Raw genomic sequence first — 15,366 nt, forward strand, 5'->3', positions numbered from 1 at the left:
TGCGAGCCGTTCAGCCCGCGATATCCGCAACGTGCAGCACGAGCTTGGTTTTCGCCTCGCCCGTTTGAACGAGATCGAGCGCCCGGGCCGCCTGTTCGAGCGGGAAACTGTCGAAACGCGGCACGCGCAACTCGCGCCGGCCGAGCCGTTCGGCAATCGATGCGAGCGTGTGGCCGCTCGGCATCCGGCTGTAGGTCATCGCGGTGCGCAGCCCGCGCCGCGCGGCGTCGGCGCCCGTCGCGGCCAGCCGCTCGGCATCGCCGGCCGCGAGCGTCATGATGTTCACGAGCGTGCCGCCCGGCGCGAGCAGGTCGAGCGCGCCGGGCAGCGTGTCGCCGCCGACCGCGTCGAGCACGAGATCGACGCCGCCGGGCGCCCAGGCATGCACCGCAGCGGCGATGTCCGGTGCGCGATAGTCGATGGCGGCCTCCGCACCCAACGATTCGACCGTGTCGAGATTGCGCGCCGAACACGTCGCCGCGACGCGCGCGCCGGCCTGGGCCGCGAGCTGGATCGCGAACGTGCCGACCGCGCCCGCGCCGCCGTGCACCAGCACGGTCTGCCCGGCGCGCAGCCCGCCGTCGTCGAACAGGCCGGCCCACGCGGCCAGCGCGGGCGTCGGCGTGGCCGCCGCTTCCGCGAAGCTCACCGCGTCGGGCAGCCGCACGACCGAGTCGTGGCGCACCGCGACGTATTCGGCATACGCGCCCCAGCGCCCCGCGCCGACATCGGTCTGCGCGAACACGCGCATGCCGGGCGCGAAACCGTCGACGCCGTCGCCGACCGCCTCGACCACGCCCGCCGCATCGAAACCGATCACGAACGGAAACGTGTACTGCATGAACGCGCCGAGATAACCTTCCCGGCATTTCCAGTCGGCGGGATTGACGCCCGCATACGCGACGCGGATCAGCACGTCGCCGGGGCCCGGCTTCGGCGCCGAAACGTCGGCCAGCCGCAATGCGTCGGAATGGCCGACGCGGTCGATCAAAAGGGCTCGCATCTTCGTGTCTCCAGTTTTTTTGTGGGTGGGGTGCGCGCCGTGCGTCACGTCGCCGTATCGGCCAGCAGGCTCGATGCGAGCGGACAGAACGCATGCGAGATCGCGTCGACCGTCCAGTCGGGGCTTTCGGCGTCGAACCGGCGGTCGACCCAGCCCCAGTGATACGGATGCATCAGGTATTCGCCGAGCAGATCGCCGACGTGCGCGAATTCCTGCTGCCACACGTGCGTCCAGGCACCCGGCGTCTCGATCCGGCTCAGTCGCCAGTTGCGGATGCCGGGCATGAATGCGGGCATCTGCAGCAACTCGCTTTCGAGCGCGGCGACTTGCGTTTCGCTGGCCTGCGGCCGCGTGCGCAGCATCAGCGTGCGCCACACGCCGTCGTGCAACCCGGGTTCGCGCAGGCCGCCGCCGATCGGGCGACAAACGGCGCCGTCGATGCGTGCGATGCCCGGCAGCCGAGCCAGCGTGGCGAAATCCGTGGCAGGATCGACCACGGGCGCATCGCGCAACACGTCGAGCGTGTAGTCGCCCGCGCCCCAGCTACCTTCCTGATTGCGCGCGAGCGTCACACGTCTCGCGCCGGGCAGCGCACGCGCGGCCTCGCACAATGCATGTTCGATCGCATGCGCATCGCGATCCACCGAAACGAATACCTGCGCCGTGTCATGCCGCATGGCCGGCCTCCTTCAGGGCAGGCAACGGCGCGTCGGCGTCCGTCATCACATGGCGTCGGCGCGCGTCGCACAGCCCGTCGACCGCCATCCAGAACGCGACCACGTCGCCATCGGTCAGCGCGCGCATCCGGTAATAGGACGGCGCATCGTCGACGTGCCAGGTCAGCCACAGCGTGCTCGGCTGCCCCGGCACCGCGACCGGCGGCGACACCCAGCGGCCGGCCGCCGTCAGCCCGCGCGCCGCATGGCCCGGCAAGTAGCGGTCGCGCAGCAGCGCGAGCACGTCGGGAATGCGCTCGGGAGCGAGCGTGATTTCATCTACGATCTGGATCATTCGCGTGTCGTCCGTGGTCGTTCATGGCGGGATGCGTTGCCGGCCTACGCCGTTCCGGCGAGGCCGAAGGCGGCCGGCGTCGATAGCATTCTTGCGTGGCGACGGTTCGCACACCCCTACCGGCCCGCTCACCGGCCCCTGTCGCAACGATCAGAACGGGAGACAACATGAAACCGCGCGCAATGCCCCAAAACGGCCGCGTCCTGCCGGGTTTCGGCGCGCGCCTGCTGAGCGAACTCACGCGCAGCGGCGCGGCGCCGGCCGGACGCGATACGCAGGCGCCGCACGATGCGCCGACGGCCGGCGGTTTCGTTGCGCTCTACCGCGACGCGATCGAGCGGCTCGAAGCGCAGGTCGCGCGCGGCGACGGCCACCCGCCGATGCGCAAGCAGGAAGTCGACCTGATGTGCCGCTGCCTGCTGAGCTGCGCGACGCTCGCCGACGCGATCCGCTGCGCGCGCGACTTCTGCGACATGCTGACGCCACGCGCCGGCATGCTGTCGCTCGCGGTGCGCGACGGACGCGCGACGTTCCGGATGGACTCGCTGCGCCGCACGCGCAGCCCGGCCGCGTGCCTCGTCGACCTGACGGGCCTGTTCTGCTATCTGCAACTGTTCGGCTGGCTGATCGGGCAGCCGCTGCGGCCAATCGACGTGTGGCTCGGCCATCCGCGCCGCGACGACGCGGTGCCGCTGCTCGGTCTGTTCAACGCGCCGGTCGACGTCGGCCGGAAAACCTACGGCTTCGCGTTCGATGCGGCGCGGCTCGAATGCCGCGTGATCCGCCAGCCGGCCGAACTCGACGCGTTCCTCGTCGATTTCCCGTTTCGTCTGATCGATGCGGCGCCAGCCGTCGTGTCGTGGACGCAGCAGGTGCGCGGCTTTCTCGATGCGGCGCTCGCGCACGCACAGGCGCTGCCGGCGCTCGTGGAGCTGGCCGCGTGGCTCGGCGTCAGCGAGGCGACGCTGCGGCGGCGGCTCGCGGCGGAAGGCAGCGGTTATCACGCGTTGCGCGAGCAATGCGTGGCCGACGCCGCGCGACGATGCCTGCGCGACACGGACTGGCCGGTCGCACGCGTGGCCGCACATCTCGGGTTCGGCGGCGAGGAAGCGTTCCGGCGTGCGTTCGTGCGCTGGACGGGTGTCGCGCCGAGCCGGTTCAGGCGCGATCCCCCGCCGTCGATCCCGGTGTTTCGTCAGACATGAAACGCGGCGCCGGCGCATGAAAGAAAGGGTTTGGAAAGTTTCCGCCGGGCAATGACGTTTTTTCGCATCCCTGCGCAACCGGACAATTGACGCGCCGGAGCCCGCGCCATTACGCTTGCGCGCTGATGGTTCCCGGAGACGGGATCAAAAGGGAACGCAGGAGAGGCAGCGCCTCGAATCTGCGGCTGCCCCCGCAACTGTGAGCGGCGAATGCGTGCCACTGCGTGCCACTGGGAAACCGGGAAGGCCGGCGCGAATGACGACCCGCGAGCCAGGAGACCTGCCATCGACCCGAGGTCCAAGCAGCCGCACCGGGCGGGGTGTCCCGGCGCGCCAAGCACCGCCATTGGCGGTCGCCCGTTGCATGGACGGCCCGACCTCAGGACCCTTCAGATGTCCATCGTTTCCGAATCCGCTTTCGCTCAGAAAGCGTCGCACCGACACGCCGTCGGCATGCGTGGCCAGCCCGCGTCCGCGCGGCCGTTTATGGCGCTTGCGTCGCCCGGCATGCGCCGCACCGACACCGCCGGCAGCCGGCCGCCTTGTCCCGCCACGCCATGACGCCCGCCCGGAACTGGCCGGCCCGGCCCCCGATTCGCTCACGATCGCCGTACACGCAACACGCTTATTCCCGCTGCCTCATGAACATTCGTTACCTTCTTGCCACGTCCGCCGCCAGCGCGCTGCTTGCCCCGATCGCCCATGCTGCCGGCGACACCGCGCTCCCGCAGGCCGCCCGGCCCGCGGAAAGCGCCGACCTGCCGACGATCAGCGTGACCGACACGCGGCGCCTGCCCGAATCGTTCGACGGTCGTTATGCGTCGACGCAGGTGCTCACGCGCGAGGATCTCGACCGGCTGTCGCCCGGCGACCCGAGCATCACGCAGGCGCTCGCGACGCTGCCGGGCGTCACCGTCTCGCAGAACGGCGGCCCCGGCTCGTCCGCGTCGGTCAGCATCCGCGGCTCGTCGGCCAGCCAGGTCGCCGTGTTCATCGACGGCATCCGGATCGGCTCGTCGACCACCGGCATCGCGCCGTGGGCCGATCTGCCGACCGAAGCGTTCGAGCGCGTCGAAGTGATCTCGGGGCCGGCCGCCGCGTCGTTCGGCGCCAATGCGATGGGCGGCGTCGTGCAGCTCTTCTCGCGCCGCGCCAGCAATCAACCGAACCAGACCACGGTGTCGTTCGGCGGCGGGTCGAACAAGACCTTCGACACGCAGTTGCGCACGTCGGGCACGGTGCCGTCGACGGGGCCGCTGGCCGCGCTCGGCGGGCTCACCTACTCGCTCGGCCTGCACGACTACAACACGGCCGGCATCGATGCGACGCGCCCGTTCTTCTACGCGCACGAAGCCGGCCGCAATCCGTATCACGCACAGGATCTCGATGCGCGCCTCGGCTACGCGCGCGACAACTGGTCGATCTCGACGTTCGCGCTGTATCACCGGTCCGATCTGTCCTACGACAACATCGGCTATGCGAACCGTCAGCTCGATCATCAACTGACGGCCGGCATCGCGTTCCGTCTCGACATCACGCCCGACACGCAGTTCGCCCAGTCGTTCGGCTATTCGAACGACCGCGCCTTCATCTACGCGAACGACCCGACCCTTGCGACCGACCAGATCAATTCGCAGCGCATCAGCACGTCGACGTCGCTGACCCACCAGGAACACGGGTTCCACCTGTTCGGCCTGCCGCTGTCGGGCGAGACGAAGCTGGCCTACGACTTCACGCGCGAACAGGCGTTCCTGCCGTTCGACATTCCCGCCGGCGTGCCGACGCGCAACGATTCCGCGTTCTCGCTGCATCAGTCGGCGACGCTCGGCAGCGTGACGATGTTCCTCGCGGGGCGTCACGAGATCATTGCCGGGCAGTCGGTGAACACCGGCAATGCCGCGCTGTCGTGGGCGATCACGCCGGTCTACACGGCGCGCGTGTCGTACGGCAACGCGTTCCGCCTGCCGACGTTCAACGACCTGTACTACCCCGGCTACGGCAATCCGAACCTCAGCCCCGAACGCAACACGTCGGTCGAGGCCGCGATCGACGCGAATACGTCGTACGGCACGTTCTCCGCCGCGATCTACGACACGCGGGTCAACAACCTGATCGCGTACAACCCCGCGACGTTCTCGCCGATGAACATTGGCCGTTCGCATATTCGCGGCATCGACCTGTCGTACAAGGGCACGATCGGCCGCTCGACGCCGGTGAGCCTCGCGATCGGCATCCTGAATCCGCAGGACGAGACCAACCAGACCTGGCTCAACCGCCGGCCGCGCCAGACGGTCAGCCTCAACGTCGATCACACGTGGGACGAACTGCACCTGCACGCGCTGAGCACGGGCGCGTCGCTGCTCTACGGCGGCTCGACGTTCGACGATCCGGCCAATACGCAGTATCTGCCGTCGTACCTGACCGTGAGCCTGCGCGCGGCCTACCGGATCAATTCGCACCTGACGGTGTCGGCGTCGCTGTCGAACCTCTTCGAGCGGCAGTACATGACCGCGTACGGCTACAACACGCTCGGACGCACCGCGTTCGGCAAGGTCAGCTATACGTTCTGACGGCCCGGCAAACCCACGCATGGCGAAGCCACCGGCACGCACACGACATTGACACTGCCACAAAAACTAATAGAATTAGTTTTTTGACTAACCTCAATAGCATCCGTCATGGCGCGTGCCGGCATTACCGTAGACAGGCTCGTCGAAGCCGGCGCGCAGCTCGCCGATGAAACCGGCTTCGAGCAGCTCACCGGCGCGGCGCTCGCGCGGCACTTCGACGTGAAGCTCGCCAGCCTGTATTCCCATATCCCGAGTTTCGACGACCTCAAGAGCCGTATCGCGCTGTTCGCGCTGCAGGAGCTGGCCGACCGCGCGACCGACGCACTGGCCGGCCGCACCGGCAAGGACGCGCTGGCCGCACTCGCGAACGTCTATCGCGACTATGCGCGCGAGCATCCCGGCCGCTTTGCGGCCGCGCGGCATCCGGTGAGCGCGGAACGCGCCGCCGAGAGCGCGGGCGGCCGGCTCGTCAGGATGACCGCGGCCATGCTGCGCGGCTACGCGATTCCCGACGCCGAACAGGCGCATGCGATTCGCCTGCTCGGCGGTTTCTTCATGGGCTACGTGACGCTGGAAAGCGCGGGCGGTTTCTCGCACAGCGCGCCGGATTCCGACGCGTCGTGGTCGCGCAGTCTCGACGCGCTGGACGTGATGCTGCGCCACTGGCCGTCGGCCGCATGACGGGCCGTGCTGCACCGGAATACGCCGTGACGGGCCGAACGGAAACCATTCGATGAAAGACAAACCTGACGGCGTCGCCGTACCGAGCCGGGTCGTCCCCTTTCCCGCGTCGATCAGCGACGAAGCGCGAGACGCGCTGCGGCGACTGGTCGGCGACGACGGCGTGCCGCTGAATGCGTTGCACGTGATGCCACCGCCGGACGATCACGATGCGTGGATGCGCGTGAAAGCCGCGGCCGATGCGCATTACGCGGCGGCCATCGAGCAGCTCGGCGGGTATCTGCGCTCGAGCGTCGAGACGATCCGGGCCGGCCACGCCGACATCCACGTCGCGACGCCCGCCGATGCGATTTCCGGCGAATGCGCGGTCATCGACCTGCATGGCGGCGCGCTGGTCCTGGGCGGCGGCGCCGCGTGCCGCGCCGGCGCGCAGATGCAGGCCGACCGGCTCGGCATTCGATGCTACGGCGTCGACTATCGCCTGCCGCCCGAGCATCCGTATCCGGCCGCGCTCGACGATTGCATCGCGGCCTATTCGCACGTGCTGGAACGCTACGCGCCGGAGAACATCGTCATCAGCGGCCGCTCGGCCGGCGGCAATCTCGCCGCCGCGATGGTGCTGCGCGCCCGCGACGAAGGCTTGCCGCTGCCGGCCGCACTGGTGCTGCTGTCGCCCGAGGCCGATCTCACCGAATCCGGTGACAGCTTCGAGACCAACCGGCTCGTCGATGTCGTGCTGCCGGGGTCGCTGATGCCGAACAACCTGCTCTACGCGAACGGCGCCGATCTCGCGCATCCTTACCTGTCGCCGCTGTTCGGCGATTTCGCCGCCGGTTTTCCGCCGACGTTCATCCAGAGCGGCACGCGCGACCTGTTCCTGTCGAACGCGGTGCGCCTGCATCGCGCGTTGCGGCGCGCGCAGGTGCCGACCGAGCTTCACGTGTTCGAAGGGATGCCGCATGGCGGCTTCATGGGCGCGCCGGAGGACAGGGAGCTGGGCCGGGAAATCGCAGGCTTCGTGCGCGCGCATTTGCGGGCATTGAACTGAACCCGGAGCGCATCGAACGATGAACGAGAAGCCGCACAAGGACGACATCCGTATCGGCCAGGATCGCTGGATCGCATTTGGCGACCTGGCGGGCGGCCACGGGCAAGCGATCGAGATCGATCCGCATCTGGCGGCGCTCATGCCGTTGATCGATGCGCTGGAAACGGAATGCGTCGCCGGATGCTGCGGCATCGACGCGTTCGGCTTCTGGCCGGACGACATCGCGGTTGCGCTGAGCGCGTGGCATCGCGATGCGCTGGTTCGGCTTGCCGACGATCTGCTGTCGGCTCAGCGTTCGATCGACGCGCTGCCGTCCGATATCGTCGTCAGCACGCGCATGAACCACTACCTTCGGAAAACCGTGATGCAGGAATTGCTGGCGCATCTGCGGACGGTTGTCGACGACATCCGGCCGCAGCGTGACGCACCGCGCGCCTAGATGACGCCGCGCACGCCCGCAGCCAGCTGAATCGCGCCGAACGCCGCGATGACGACGGCCGACACGCGCGACAACCCGTGCATGAACGCGAACGACATCTTCGTGCGCAGCGCGGCGCTCGCGCTGCTCAGGCACAGCCACCAGGTCGCGGAACCAATGAACACGCCGGCGACCATCAGCGACACGGACGGCCACATCGCGCCTTCCCGCGCGCCCGTCAGCGGGCCGAGCGCCGCGAAAATCCCGACGAACGACAGGATCGTCATCGGGTTCGACAGCGTGAGGCCGAACGTCGTCAGGAAATCGCGCAGCACCGTCGTGCGCGGCAACTCGCGTTGCATCGCCGACGCGGCCGGCGCCTGGCGTGCGATGGTCCAGGCCAGCCACACGAGGAACGCGCCACCGCCGATCTTCAGGCCGACGGTCAGCATCGGGAACGCCGTGACGATACCCGCGATGCCCAGCGCGCCGAGCAGGCCGTAGATCGCGTCGGCGCACGCGGCGCCGATGCCCGTCGCGAACCCGGCCTGGAAACCGCGGCTCAGGCTGCGCTGAATGCACAACATGCCGATCGGGCCGACCGGCACCGCGATCGACAGCCCCATCACGACGGATTTGATGAACAACATCGCCTGCTCCTTGCGACATGCAACGGGTGGAACAGGCATCGTAGGGAAAGTCCCGTCATCGCTGAATGCGGTTTTTAAGGAAAAATGACTACTCCGCCTTAAAAAATCCCGCCGCGATGGACGAACTGGACTGGAAGGTACTGGCGCTGCTGCAGGACAACGGCCGCGTCAGCTATACGGAGCTGGCGCGCCAGGTTCACCTGTCGGTGCCGGCGGTCACGGAGCGCGTGAAGCGCCTGGAAGCGGCCGGCGTCGTCGAGGGCTACACGGCGCGGATCAATCCGGCCGCGGCCGGTTATCCGGTGAGCGCGCTGATCGGCATCACGGTGCCCCAACCGGCGAAAGCCAAATTCCTCAAGTTGCTGGAGACGATTCCCGAAGTCGTCGAATGTCATCACGTGACGGGCGCGGATTCCTACGTGATGCGCTTCGTCGCCACCAGCATGACCCATCTCGAACAGCTGATCGAACGCATCAACCTGTACGGCGAAACGCGCACGTCGATCGTGATGTCGACGCCGCTGCCGGCGCGCGGGATGGCGCGGCCGCCGTCGAAGCTCGACGGGAGCCGCGGGTAACACGTTGACGTCGGGCGGCCGTCGAATCGCCGCCGTTGCCGGCGTAACCGCCGCCTGCCGGTTCGATCCGGCAGGCAACTCCATCCGGCCGCCGTTGGCGATCGTCCGGCCGGCTGCCCGGCGGGACGATCGGTCAAGACCGCTACTTGCCGGCCGCGCCGCCCGTTACGCCTCCCGTTACGCCGCCCAAGCCGCCGAGCAGGTTGCCCAGCAGCGACGTGACGGGCGCAAGCGGATTGCTCGTGCCGCCCGACGTCGACCCGCCGCTCGTGCCGGCTCCGGGACCGTTCACGACGGTTGCCGGAATACCACCGACGACGCTCGTCACCAATCCGGAAATCGGCACCGCGCCATTCGCGCCGTTCGGGTTCACGAGACCGCCCACGTTGGTCACCGTGTTGCCGACGGCGCGGACGAGCCCGCCGACAGCGCCGACGAGCGGCTGCGGCGACGTGGACGTCACCTTCCATCCGGCCGACGTGATCGCGCCGCCGACCTGCCCGAGCAGGCCCGAGACCGGCTGCCCGAGGCCCGTCGCCGTGCCGACCTGCTGCGTGAGCTGGCCGACCGTCGTCACGAGCGGCGTGATTGCGGTGCTGATCGCCTGGGTCGTCTGCTGTACCGGGCCCGACGACAGGGCCGAGCCGAGCGTCGTGCCTGCGCCATGCAGACCGTTGGCGACCGTGTCGAGCAGACCGCCGACCGGCCCCGTGATCGGCGCCAGCGGCGCGAGCGGGCCGGCGCCGAGCGCCTTCACCGTCTCGCTGAGGCCGGCGACCGGGTTGCTCGTCGAACCGACGATGCTGCCGAGGCCGGCCACGGTCGTACCGACAGGGTTCGTCGTGAGGCCGATCTGGCCGATGCCGTTGCTCACGGCGTTCGACGTGTCGCGGATGATCGTGCCGGCGCCGGTGACCGTGTTGCCGAGCCCGGTGGTCACGCCCTTGACGCCGCCCGGAGGGCTCACGCCGGAGATCGTGGCGCCCGCGGCCATGACGACCCCGCCGACGGAACTGATGATGCCGTTCGTGCCCGGCGTGCCGCTGGTGCCGCTGGTGCCGCTGCTGCTCGTGCCGCTGCTGCTCGTGCCGCTGCTGCTCGTGCCACTGCTGCTCGTGCCACTGCTGCTCGTGCCGCTGCTGCTTGTGCCACTGCTGCTTGTGCCACTGCTGCTCGTGCCACTGCTGCTCGTGCCGCTGCTGCTTGTGCCACTGCTGCTCGTGCCGCTGCTGCTCGTGCCGCTGCTGCTTGTACCGCTGCTGCTCGTGCCACTGCTGCTTGTACCGCTGCTGCTTGTGCCGCTGCTGCTCGTGCCACTGCTGCTCGTGCCGCTGCTGCTCGTGCCGCTGCTGCTCGTGCCGCTGCTGCTCGTGCCACTGCTGCTCGTGCCACTGCTGCTCGTGCCACTCGAACCGCTTGTGCCGCTGCTGCTCGTGCCGCTCGAACCGCTTGTGCCACTGCTGCCACTCGTCCCGCTCGTACTCGTTCCGATGGTGTTGCCAGGCGGCGTCGGCGCGGACATGTCACTGCCACCGCACGCAGCCAGTGCACATGCCGCGGCAATGGCGGCGAGCGCAACGTTCGTCTTGATGAAATGATTTTGCATGGAAGCCCCCGTCAGCTATTCAGCGCAATCATTCCTGCAAGCATCTACCGTGCCATTTCACCATCCTCGTTAACAATTCTCCATCATCGCGCAGCGACCATGCCGGAGGCCCTTCCCGGCATGACGCATCGCATGCGAAGCCCGCCCGGCAGCGCGATCGGCCCTTGTGTCCCGGCCGCGCCGACGTAACACCGGCCGCGCGTTACGTAGCACTTGCAGCAAAAAACGACCGCACCCCGCATCGGCGCTCCCGGCGCGTCGCGGATGCGCGATCGTCAGCGCCGAACCTCACACGAGCAGCGACGCGACGATCGCACACCACACCGCACCCGCGCCGCACAGAAACACGCGCCGCGCGACGAACATCCGCGACTCGTCGTCGGGTGTCTTCATCGGCGATGTCGCGAGAAACGGCACGCTCGCGAGGCACGCGAAACCCGCGAGCGCGGGCAGGATCACGACGTAGTCGCCGAACCGCCAGGGCAACGGTTCATGCCAGCCCCAGTAGCCGAGAAACAGCATGCCCAGCGAAAACATCGTCGCGGCTGCCGAACTGAGCGCGACCACCGAACCCGTCGGAAATTGCATGGGAGTCTCCCCTCGCGCATCGCGCGCGACGCCGGATCATTATCCGGGCACGCAAGGCGAAAACACAACGGCAGACAACCAAGGCCATCCGTTCGCGCAAGCCGCGCTCAACTGCTCATTTCACCCAGGATCGCCATGATCTCCTCCGCCAGCAGCAGGCTCGCGAGCCCCCGCCCGTGTTTTTCGCGGCGCACGAGCGACAGCACGTTCCGGCTGAACGCGCGATCGCGGATCGGCCGGTAAGTCAGGCTCTCCTGGCGGTACTCCTCCGCGATATCGAACTTGCTCAGGAACGCGATGCTTTCGCTCGCGGCGGCCAGCCGCTTCATCGTCTCGATCGAATTGGTGCGAAACAGCGGCTCGACGTCGATGCCCGCTTCCTCGAACGTATCGGCGACGATGCCGTGCATCAGCATCGAGCGGTCGGCGAAGATCAGCGGATACGACGCGCAGTAAGCGAGCGGGATCGACTCCATGCGCGCGAGCGCGTGCTGCGGCGAAATCACCGCGCCGAGACTCGTATCCATTTCCCACAGGCTTTCGAGCTGCGGCGACGGCGGCAGGTTGAAGCCGAGGCCGAGATCGGCTTCGCCGTTGGCGAGCGCATCGACGATCTCGCGCACGAACATCACGCGAATCGAAATCTTGATGTGCGGATGCTGCGCGCAGAAATTCGCGGCCGCGGTGGACGCGATCCCGCTGGCGAGGCCCGTCACGGTCGCGATGATGACCTCCCCCTTCTGCAGCGTGTTGAGGTTGCGGATCTCGGCCTCGACCTGCCGGTATTCCGACATCGTCCTGCGCACGTGCGCCAGCAGGATCTCGCCGGCCGGCGTCAGCCGCAGCCCGCGCGGCAGGCGCTCGAACAGCGGCTCGCCGATCTCCTCCTCCAGCAGCAGCACGTGCTTGTTGATCGCGGACGGCGCGACGTGAAGCTTCTCGCCGGCCGCGCGGATCGAGCCGCATCGCGCGACCTCGTCGATGTAACGCAGCAATCGTGAATGGAGCATGTTCGCCGGCCTCCTGGGTCGGCGTAGCGTACTCGAAAAGCGCACGCTCCGCGCAAAAAACGCTGCTTTTTAGAAACGGGGACTTCGGTTTTCATTGTCCCTGTCGCGTTCGCTGGCCGGCGGCACCACCCGGCCCGCTCGCGCACGTTGCGGCGGCCGCGTTTGGTGCGCCGCAAAAAGCAGGTTCAAACCAACCGATGAAAGCGAGACAAGTCATGTACCAAGAAGTCAGCGAGAGAACGGCAGGCGGCGCAACCGCACAACGCGACCAGGTCGCGGCCCACTACGATCAGGTGCGCGCGATTTTCGACATTCTCAACGGGAAGAAGGAAGCCGATCTCCTGCTGAAGAATCTGAACATCCTCGACGTGCACAGCGAGACGGTCTACCAGGGCTCGATTCTCGTGTTCGACAAGCGCATCGTCGCGCTGAACCCGGACGAAACCGCGATCAAGGTGCGCCAGGTGTTCGACGGCGAAGGGCTCTACGCGATTCCCGGGCTGATCGACGCGCACATTCACTTCGATGCGCAACTGGCGCACCCGGCCGCGTTCGCCGAGGCCATCGTGCCGTGCGGCACGACGACGATCTTTTCCGAATGCCTCGATTTCGTCAGCGCGGCCGGCCCCGAGGCCGTGCCGGCCACCGAGCAGTTGTTCCGCGATCACGAGCGCCTGCCGTATCGCGTGTTCGCGTTCGCGCCGGGCAAGAAGACGTCGGTCGACGTGACCGATGCGCTGCTGAAGATGGACCCGGTGATCGGCCTCGGCGAACTCGCGCACCTGACCTACAGCGTGGGCAACGACGACGACTTCCGCAAATCGGCGCTCGGCCGCGCGAAAGGCGGCTTCATGAACACGCACTGGGGCGTGACGGCGCTGTCGGACATGATGCTGAACTACATGCCGGCGATCGGCGCGTTCGCGAACCACGACGTGTGGAAAGAGGACGACATCGAGAAAAGCGTGCGCTACGGGCTGCAGACGCAGATCAAGTTCGGCGTCGGCAGCCCCGAGGTGATCAAGATCATGCTGCGCGCGATCGTCAAGCGGAAATGGCCGTCGGAAAACTTCCAGCTGTGCGCGGACAACATCTCGGTCGACCGCCTGCTGACCAAGGGCCACATGGACTGGATCGTGTCGCTGTGCGCCGAGATGGGCATCGATCCGATCCAGGCGATCAAGATGGCGACGCTCTACACGGCGCGCGCGTTCCGGATGGACAACCGCTTCGGTTCGCTGACCCCGGGCCGCTTCGCCGATATCGTGCTGACCGACAGCCTGTCGAAGATCAACCCGCGCTACGTGTTCAAGGACGGCGAGCTGGTCGCCCGCGACCGCAAGCTGCTCAAGCAGGCCGACGTCGATTATTCGGGGATGGTGAAGAAACCGGTGCCCGGCCTCGGCGACCTGACACCCGCGCAACTGGATCTCGTACCGATCGAGGTGTCCGAGGACGGCACGCAGGCGAAGGTCTACCTGTTCGACGTGTACGGCCGCGGCCACGAGAAGTTCTTCCAGGAAGTGTGGGTGCCGTTGCGCGACGGCAAGGTCGTACCGGAGGTGGCGGGCGTCACGCTCAATCGCATCTCGGTCGTGCAGCGTTACGCGAACGGCAAGCGCCACGTGGTCAACGGGCTGTTCAAGGGCGTGTCGATCGAGCGTGGCGCGGTGGCGACGTTCTGGCCGGCGCCGAAGGCGTACTTCGTCGTGGTCGGGCACGACAGCGCGGAGATGTGCCACTGCCTGAAGCAGGTCGATTCGCAGGTGGGCGGCTGCGTCGTCACCGACGACCACGCGGTCAAGGCCGTGCTGCCGCTCGACATCTACGGCGTGATGGCGAACATGAGCCTGTCCGACCTGCTCGGCGCGACCCGCTCGATCGACGGCGCACTGGAAGCGATGGGCAACCGCAATGAGGGCGAACCCGTGGTGAACAAGCTGCTGACGCTGTTCATCTCGCTCGACCGCTTCGGCTTCATGGCCTGACGCAGGCCCGCAGGAGGAGACGACCGGCGGGCGCCCACGGGCCCCGCCGGCTATGGGAATCGCGGATGGCACCGGCGCCTTCGCCCGGTATACCTTCGTGCATTCCTCACGACAGCGCATCGCGCCGCCGCCAACCCGGCGCCCCGACACGCGCGGCAACACGAAGACAACCAAGGGACCACCATGGCGCACCATGCAAGGGAAGCGGAAGTCATCGATACCGGCAGCCTCACACGGCGCTGGATCACCTATGTCGTCGGTATCTACATCCTCACGCTCGGCATCAGTTTCGCGATTCGCGCGGGCATCGGCATCTCGCCGCAAAGCAGCCTGACCCGGACGATGACGCTCGTCTACCGGCCGCTGAGCCAGGGCACGTACAACTTCATGCTCGAGCTGTTCATGCTGTTCCTGACGTTTCTGGTCCTGCGCAAGGACTTCCGGGCGAAACACTTCGCGTCGCTGATTCCGGCCTTCGTGCTCGCGAGCTGCCTCGACCTGAACCTGATGCTGACGCGCTCGATCGGCTTCCAGGACTACCTGCCAAAACTGGGCCTGCTCGCGTTCGCGGATGCGCTGCTCGCGTTCGGCCTGTTCCTGATGATCCGCGCGAACCTCGTGCTGATGCCGATCGACATGTTCGTCAATGCGATCTTCGAGCGCACCGGATGGCGCTGGGGCGACATCAAGACGAGCTTCGACTGCACGCTGCTGCTCGTCAGCGCGGCGATCGGCCTCACGTTCCTCGGCAAGCCCGAGTTCATCCGCGAAGGCACGTTCATGAACGCGATCCTGGTCGGGCAGTACATCAAGCTCTACTTCTTCCTGTTCAGGAAAGCCAGGGGCGTGACGGCGTCGCTGCAGCGGCGCTCGCTCGAACACCGGCCCAACTAGCGCGCATACGTCGCAGCCGGTGTCGCGGCGCTGCCGCCGGCGCCCGCTCGCGCGCGTTCCGCGTTTTCTCCCGCACTGCATCCCGGCACCGGCGCGTCCTGCGCGGCGCCGGCTTG

15 protein-coding genes and 1 riboswitch are annotated in these 15,366 nt (G+C 67.6%); of the genes, 8 read left to right on the forward strand and 7 right to left on the reverse strand.

The features are described 5' to 3' along the window. Positions 1-10 precede the first annotated feature (10 nt). From BBJ41_RS21210 to BBJ41_RS21220, 3 genes are read right to left on the reverse strand one after another with little or no spacing between them, the layout of a single operon-like run. Complete coding sequence (locus BBJ41_RS21210) at positions 11-1,003, reverse strand: NADP-dependent oxidoreductase (RefSeq protein WP_069750303.1); 993 nt, start codon at positions 1,001-1,003, stop codon at positions 11-13. 44 nt (positions 1,004-1,047) lie between these two features. Then, positions 1,048-1,680, reverse strand: a complete 633-nt coding sequence (locus tag BBJ41_RS21215) for a Dabb family protein (RefSeq protein WP_069748287.1) — start codon at positions 1,678-1,680, stop codon at positions 1,048-1,050. Beyond that, positions 1,670-2,014 (reverse strand): hypothetical protein, encoded by a 345-nt coding sequence (locus BBJ41_RS21220; RefSeq protein WP_069748288.1) that lies wholly within the window; start codon positions 2,012-2,014, stop codon positions 1,670-1,672. Before BBJ41_RS21220 ends, BBJ41_RS21215 begins: the two co-directional genes overlap by 11 nt. Positions 2,015-2,181: 167 nt before the next feature. Between BBJ41_RS21220 and BBJ41_RS21225 the strand changes: the two genes are divergently transcribed. The 5 genes from BBJ41_RS21225 to BBJ41_RS21245 all read left to right on the forward strand — a co-directional run bounded on the left by BBJ41_RS21225 (position 2,182) and on the right by BBJ41_RS21245 (position 7,957). Continuing rightward, complete coding sequence (locus tag BBJ41_RS21225; protein ID WP_069748289.1) at positions 2,182-3,219, forward strand: helix-turn-helix domain-containing protein; 1,038 nt, start codon at positions 2,182-2,184, stop codon at positions 3,217-3,219. A 109-nt stretch (positions 3,220-3,328) separates the two neighbouring features. Further along, a riboswitch (cobalamin riboswitch) is annotated at positions 3,329-3,521 on the forward strand. Between the two features lie 339 nt (positions 3,522-3,860). Beyond that, a complete protein-coding gene (locus BBJ41_RS21230) occupies positions 3,861-5,789 on the forward strand; it encodes a TonB-dependent receptor domain-containing protein (protein WP_069748290.1) in 1,929 nt (642 codons plus the stop codon). A gap of 108 nt (positions 5,790-5,897) precedes the next feature. After that, positions 5,898-6,470, forward strand: a complete 573-nt coding sequence (locus tag BBJ41_RS21235) for a TetR/AcrR family transcriptional regulator (RefSeq protein ID WP_069748291.1) — start codon at positions 5,898-5,900, stop codon at positions 6,468-6,470. Between the two features lie 52 nt (positions 6,471-6,522). Then, the gene (locus tag BBJ41_RS21240; protein WP_069748292.1) at positions 6,523-7,518 is read left to right on the forward strand and encodes an alpha/beta hydrolase; all 996 of its coding nucleotides are present in this window, start codon (positions 6,523-6,525) and stop codon (positions 7,516-7,518) included. A gap of 19 nt (positions 7,519-7,537) precedes the next feature. After that, complete coding sequence (locus BBJ41_RS21245) at positions 7,538-7,957, forward strand: DUF6331 family protein (RefSeq protein WP_069748293.1); 420 nt, start codon at positions 7,538-7,540, stop codon at positions 7,955-7,957. Here the strand turns inward: BBJ41_RS21245 and BBJ41_RS21250 are convergent. Further along, on the reverse strand, positions 7,954-8,586 hold the full coding sequence (locus tag BBJ41_RS21250; protein ID WP_069748294.1) for a LysE family translocator: 633 nt from the start codon (positions 8,584-8,586) through the stop codon (positions 7,954-7,956). The genes BBJ41_RS21245 and BBJ41_RS21250 overlap by 4 nt on opposite strands. Positions 8,587-8,702: 116 nt before the next feature. Here BBJ41_RS21250 and BBJ41_RS21255 point away from each other — a divergent pair, with 116 nt between their 5' ends. Continuing rightward, on the forward strand, positions 8,703-9,164 hold the full coding sequence (locus tag BBJ41_RS21255; RefSeq protein ID WP_069748295.1) for an Lrp/AsnC family transcriptional regulator: 462 nt from the start codon (positions 8,703-8,705) through the stop codon (positions 9,162-9,164). A 142-nt stretch (positions 9,165-9,306) separates the two neighbouring features. Here the strand turns inward: BBJ41_RS21255 and BBJ41_RS21260 are convergent, their stop codons facing one another. The 3 genes from BBJ41_RS21260 to BBJ41_RS21270 form a co-directional block, all read right to left on the reverse strand. Continuing rightward, positions 9,307-10,770 (reverse strand): collagen-like triple helix repeat-containing protein, encoded by a 1,464-nt coding sequence (locus BBJ41_RS21260; protein WP_069748296.1) that lies wholly within the window; start codon positions 10,768-10,770, stop codon positions 9,307-9,309. A gap of 288 nt (positions 10,771-11,058) precedes the next feature. Further along, positions 11,059-11,358, reverse strand: a complete 300-nt coding sequence (locus tag BBJ41_RS21265) for a hypothetical protein (protein ID WP_069748297.1) — start codon at positions 11,356-11,358, stop codon at positions 11,059-11,061. 107 nt (positions 11,359-11,465) lie between these two features. Further along, positions 11,466-12,368 (reverse strand): LysR family transcriptional regulator, encoded by a 903-nt coding sequence (locus BBJ41_RS21270; protein ID WP_069748298.1) that lies wholly within the window; start codon positions 12,366-12,368, stop codon positions 11,466-11,468. Between the two features lie 215 nt (positions 12,369-12,583). Between BBJ41_RS21270 and BBJ41_RS21275 the strand changes: the two genes are divergently transcribed. Further along, positions 12,584-14,356, forward strand: a complete 1,773-nt coding sequence (locus BBJ41_RS21275; protein ID WP_236872119.1) for an adenine deaminase C-terminal domain-containing protein — start codon at positions 12,584-12,586, stop codon at positions 14,354-14,356. 183 nt (positions 14,357-14,539) lie between these two features. Further along, positions 14,540-15,250, forward strand: a complete 711-nt coding sequence (locus BBJ41_RS21280) for a YczE/YyaS/YitT family protein (RefSeq protein WP_069748300.1) — start codon at positions 14,540-14,542, stop codon at positions 15,248-15,250. Positions 15,251-15,366 lie beyond the last annotated feature (116 nt).

This window comes from Burkholderia stabilis (assembly GCF_001742165.1).
GTDB classification, from domain to species: Bacteria; Pseudomonadota; Gammaproteobacteria; order Burkholderiales; family Burkholderiaceae; genus Burkholderia; species Burkholderia stabilis.

Bases quoted from the DNA above. Each gene is read 5' to 3' on its own strand.
- BBJ41_RS21255 (WP_069748295.1), top strand. From the start codon at position 8,703: ATGGACGAACTGGACTGGAAGGTACTGGCGCTGCTGCAGGACAACGGC.
- BBJ41_RS21240 (WP_069748292.1), top strand. From the start codon at position 6,523: ATGAAAGACAAACCTGACGGCGTCGCCGTACCGAGCCGGGTCGTCCCC.
- BBJ41_RS21250 (WP_069748294.1), bottom strand. From the start codon at position 8,586: ATGTTGTTCATCAAATCCGTCGTGATGGGGCTGTCGATCGCGGTGCCG.
- BBJ41_RS21220 (WP_069748288.1), bottom strand. From the start codon at position 2,014: ATGATCCAGATCGTAGATGAAATCACGCTCGCTCCCGAGCGCATTCCC.
- BBJ41_RS21265 (WP_069748297.1), bottom strand. From the start codon at position 11,358: ATGCAATTTCCGACGGGTTCGGTGGTCGCGCTCAGTTCGGCAGCCGCG.
- BBJ41_RS21270 (WP_069748298.1), bottom strand. From the start codon at position 12,368: ATGCTCCATTCACGATTGCTGCGTTACATCGACGAGGTCGCGCGATGC.
- BBJ41_RS21225 (WP_069748289.1), top strand. From the start codon at position 2,182: ATGAAACCGCGCGCAATGCCCCAAAACGGCCGCGTCCTGCCGGGTTTC.
- BBJ41_RS21260 (WP_069748296.1), bottom strand. From the start codon at position 10,770: ATGCAAAATCATTTCATCAAGACGAACGTTGCGCTCGCCGCCATTGCC.
- BBJ41_RS21235 (WP_069748291.1), top strand. From the start codon at position 5,898: ATGGCGCGTGCCGGCATTACCGTAGACAGGCTCGTCGAAGCCGGCGCG.
- BBJ41_RS21210 (WP_069750303.1), bottom strand. From the start codon at position 1,003: ATGCGAGCCCTTTTGATCGACCGCGTCGGCCATTCCGACGCATTGCGG.
- BBJ41_RS21230 (WP_069748290.1), top strand. From the start codon at position 3,861: ATGAACATTCGTTACCTTCTTGCCACGTCCGCCGCCAGCGCGCTGCTT.
- BBJ41_RS21245 (WP_069748293.1), top strand. From the start codon at position 7,538: ATGAACGAGAAGCCGCACAAGGACGACATCCGTATCGGCCAGGATCGC.
- BBJ41_RS21275 (WP_236872119.1), top strand. From the start codon at position 12,584: ATGTACCAAGAAGTCAGCGAGAGAACGGCAGGCGGCGCAACCGCACAA.
- BBJ41_RS21280 (WP_069748300.1), top strand. From the start codon at position 14,540: ATGGCGCACCATGCAAGGGAAGCGGAAGTCATCGATACCGGCAGCCTC.
- BBJ41_RS21215 (WP_069748287.1), bottom strand. From the start codon at position 1,680: ATGCGGCATGACACGGCGCAGGTATTCGTTTCGGTGGATCGCGATGCG.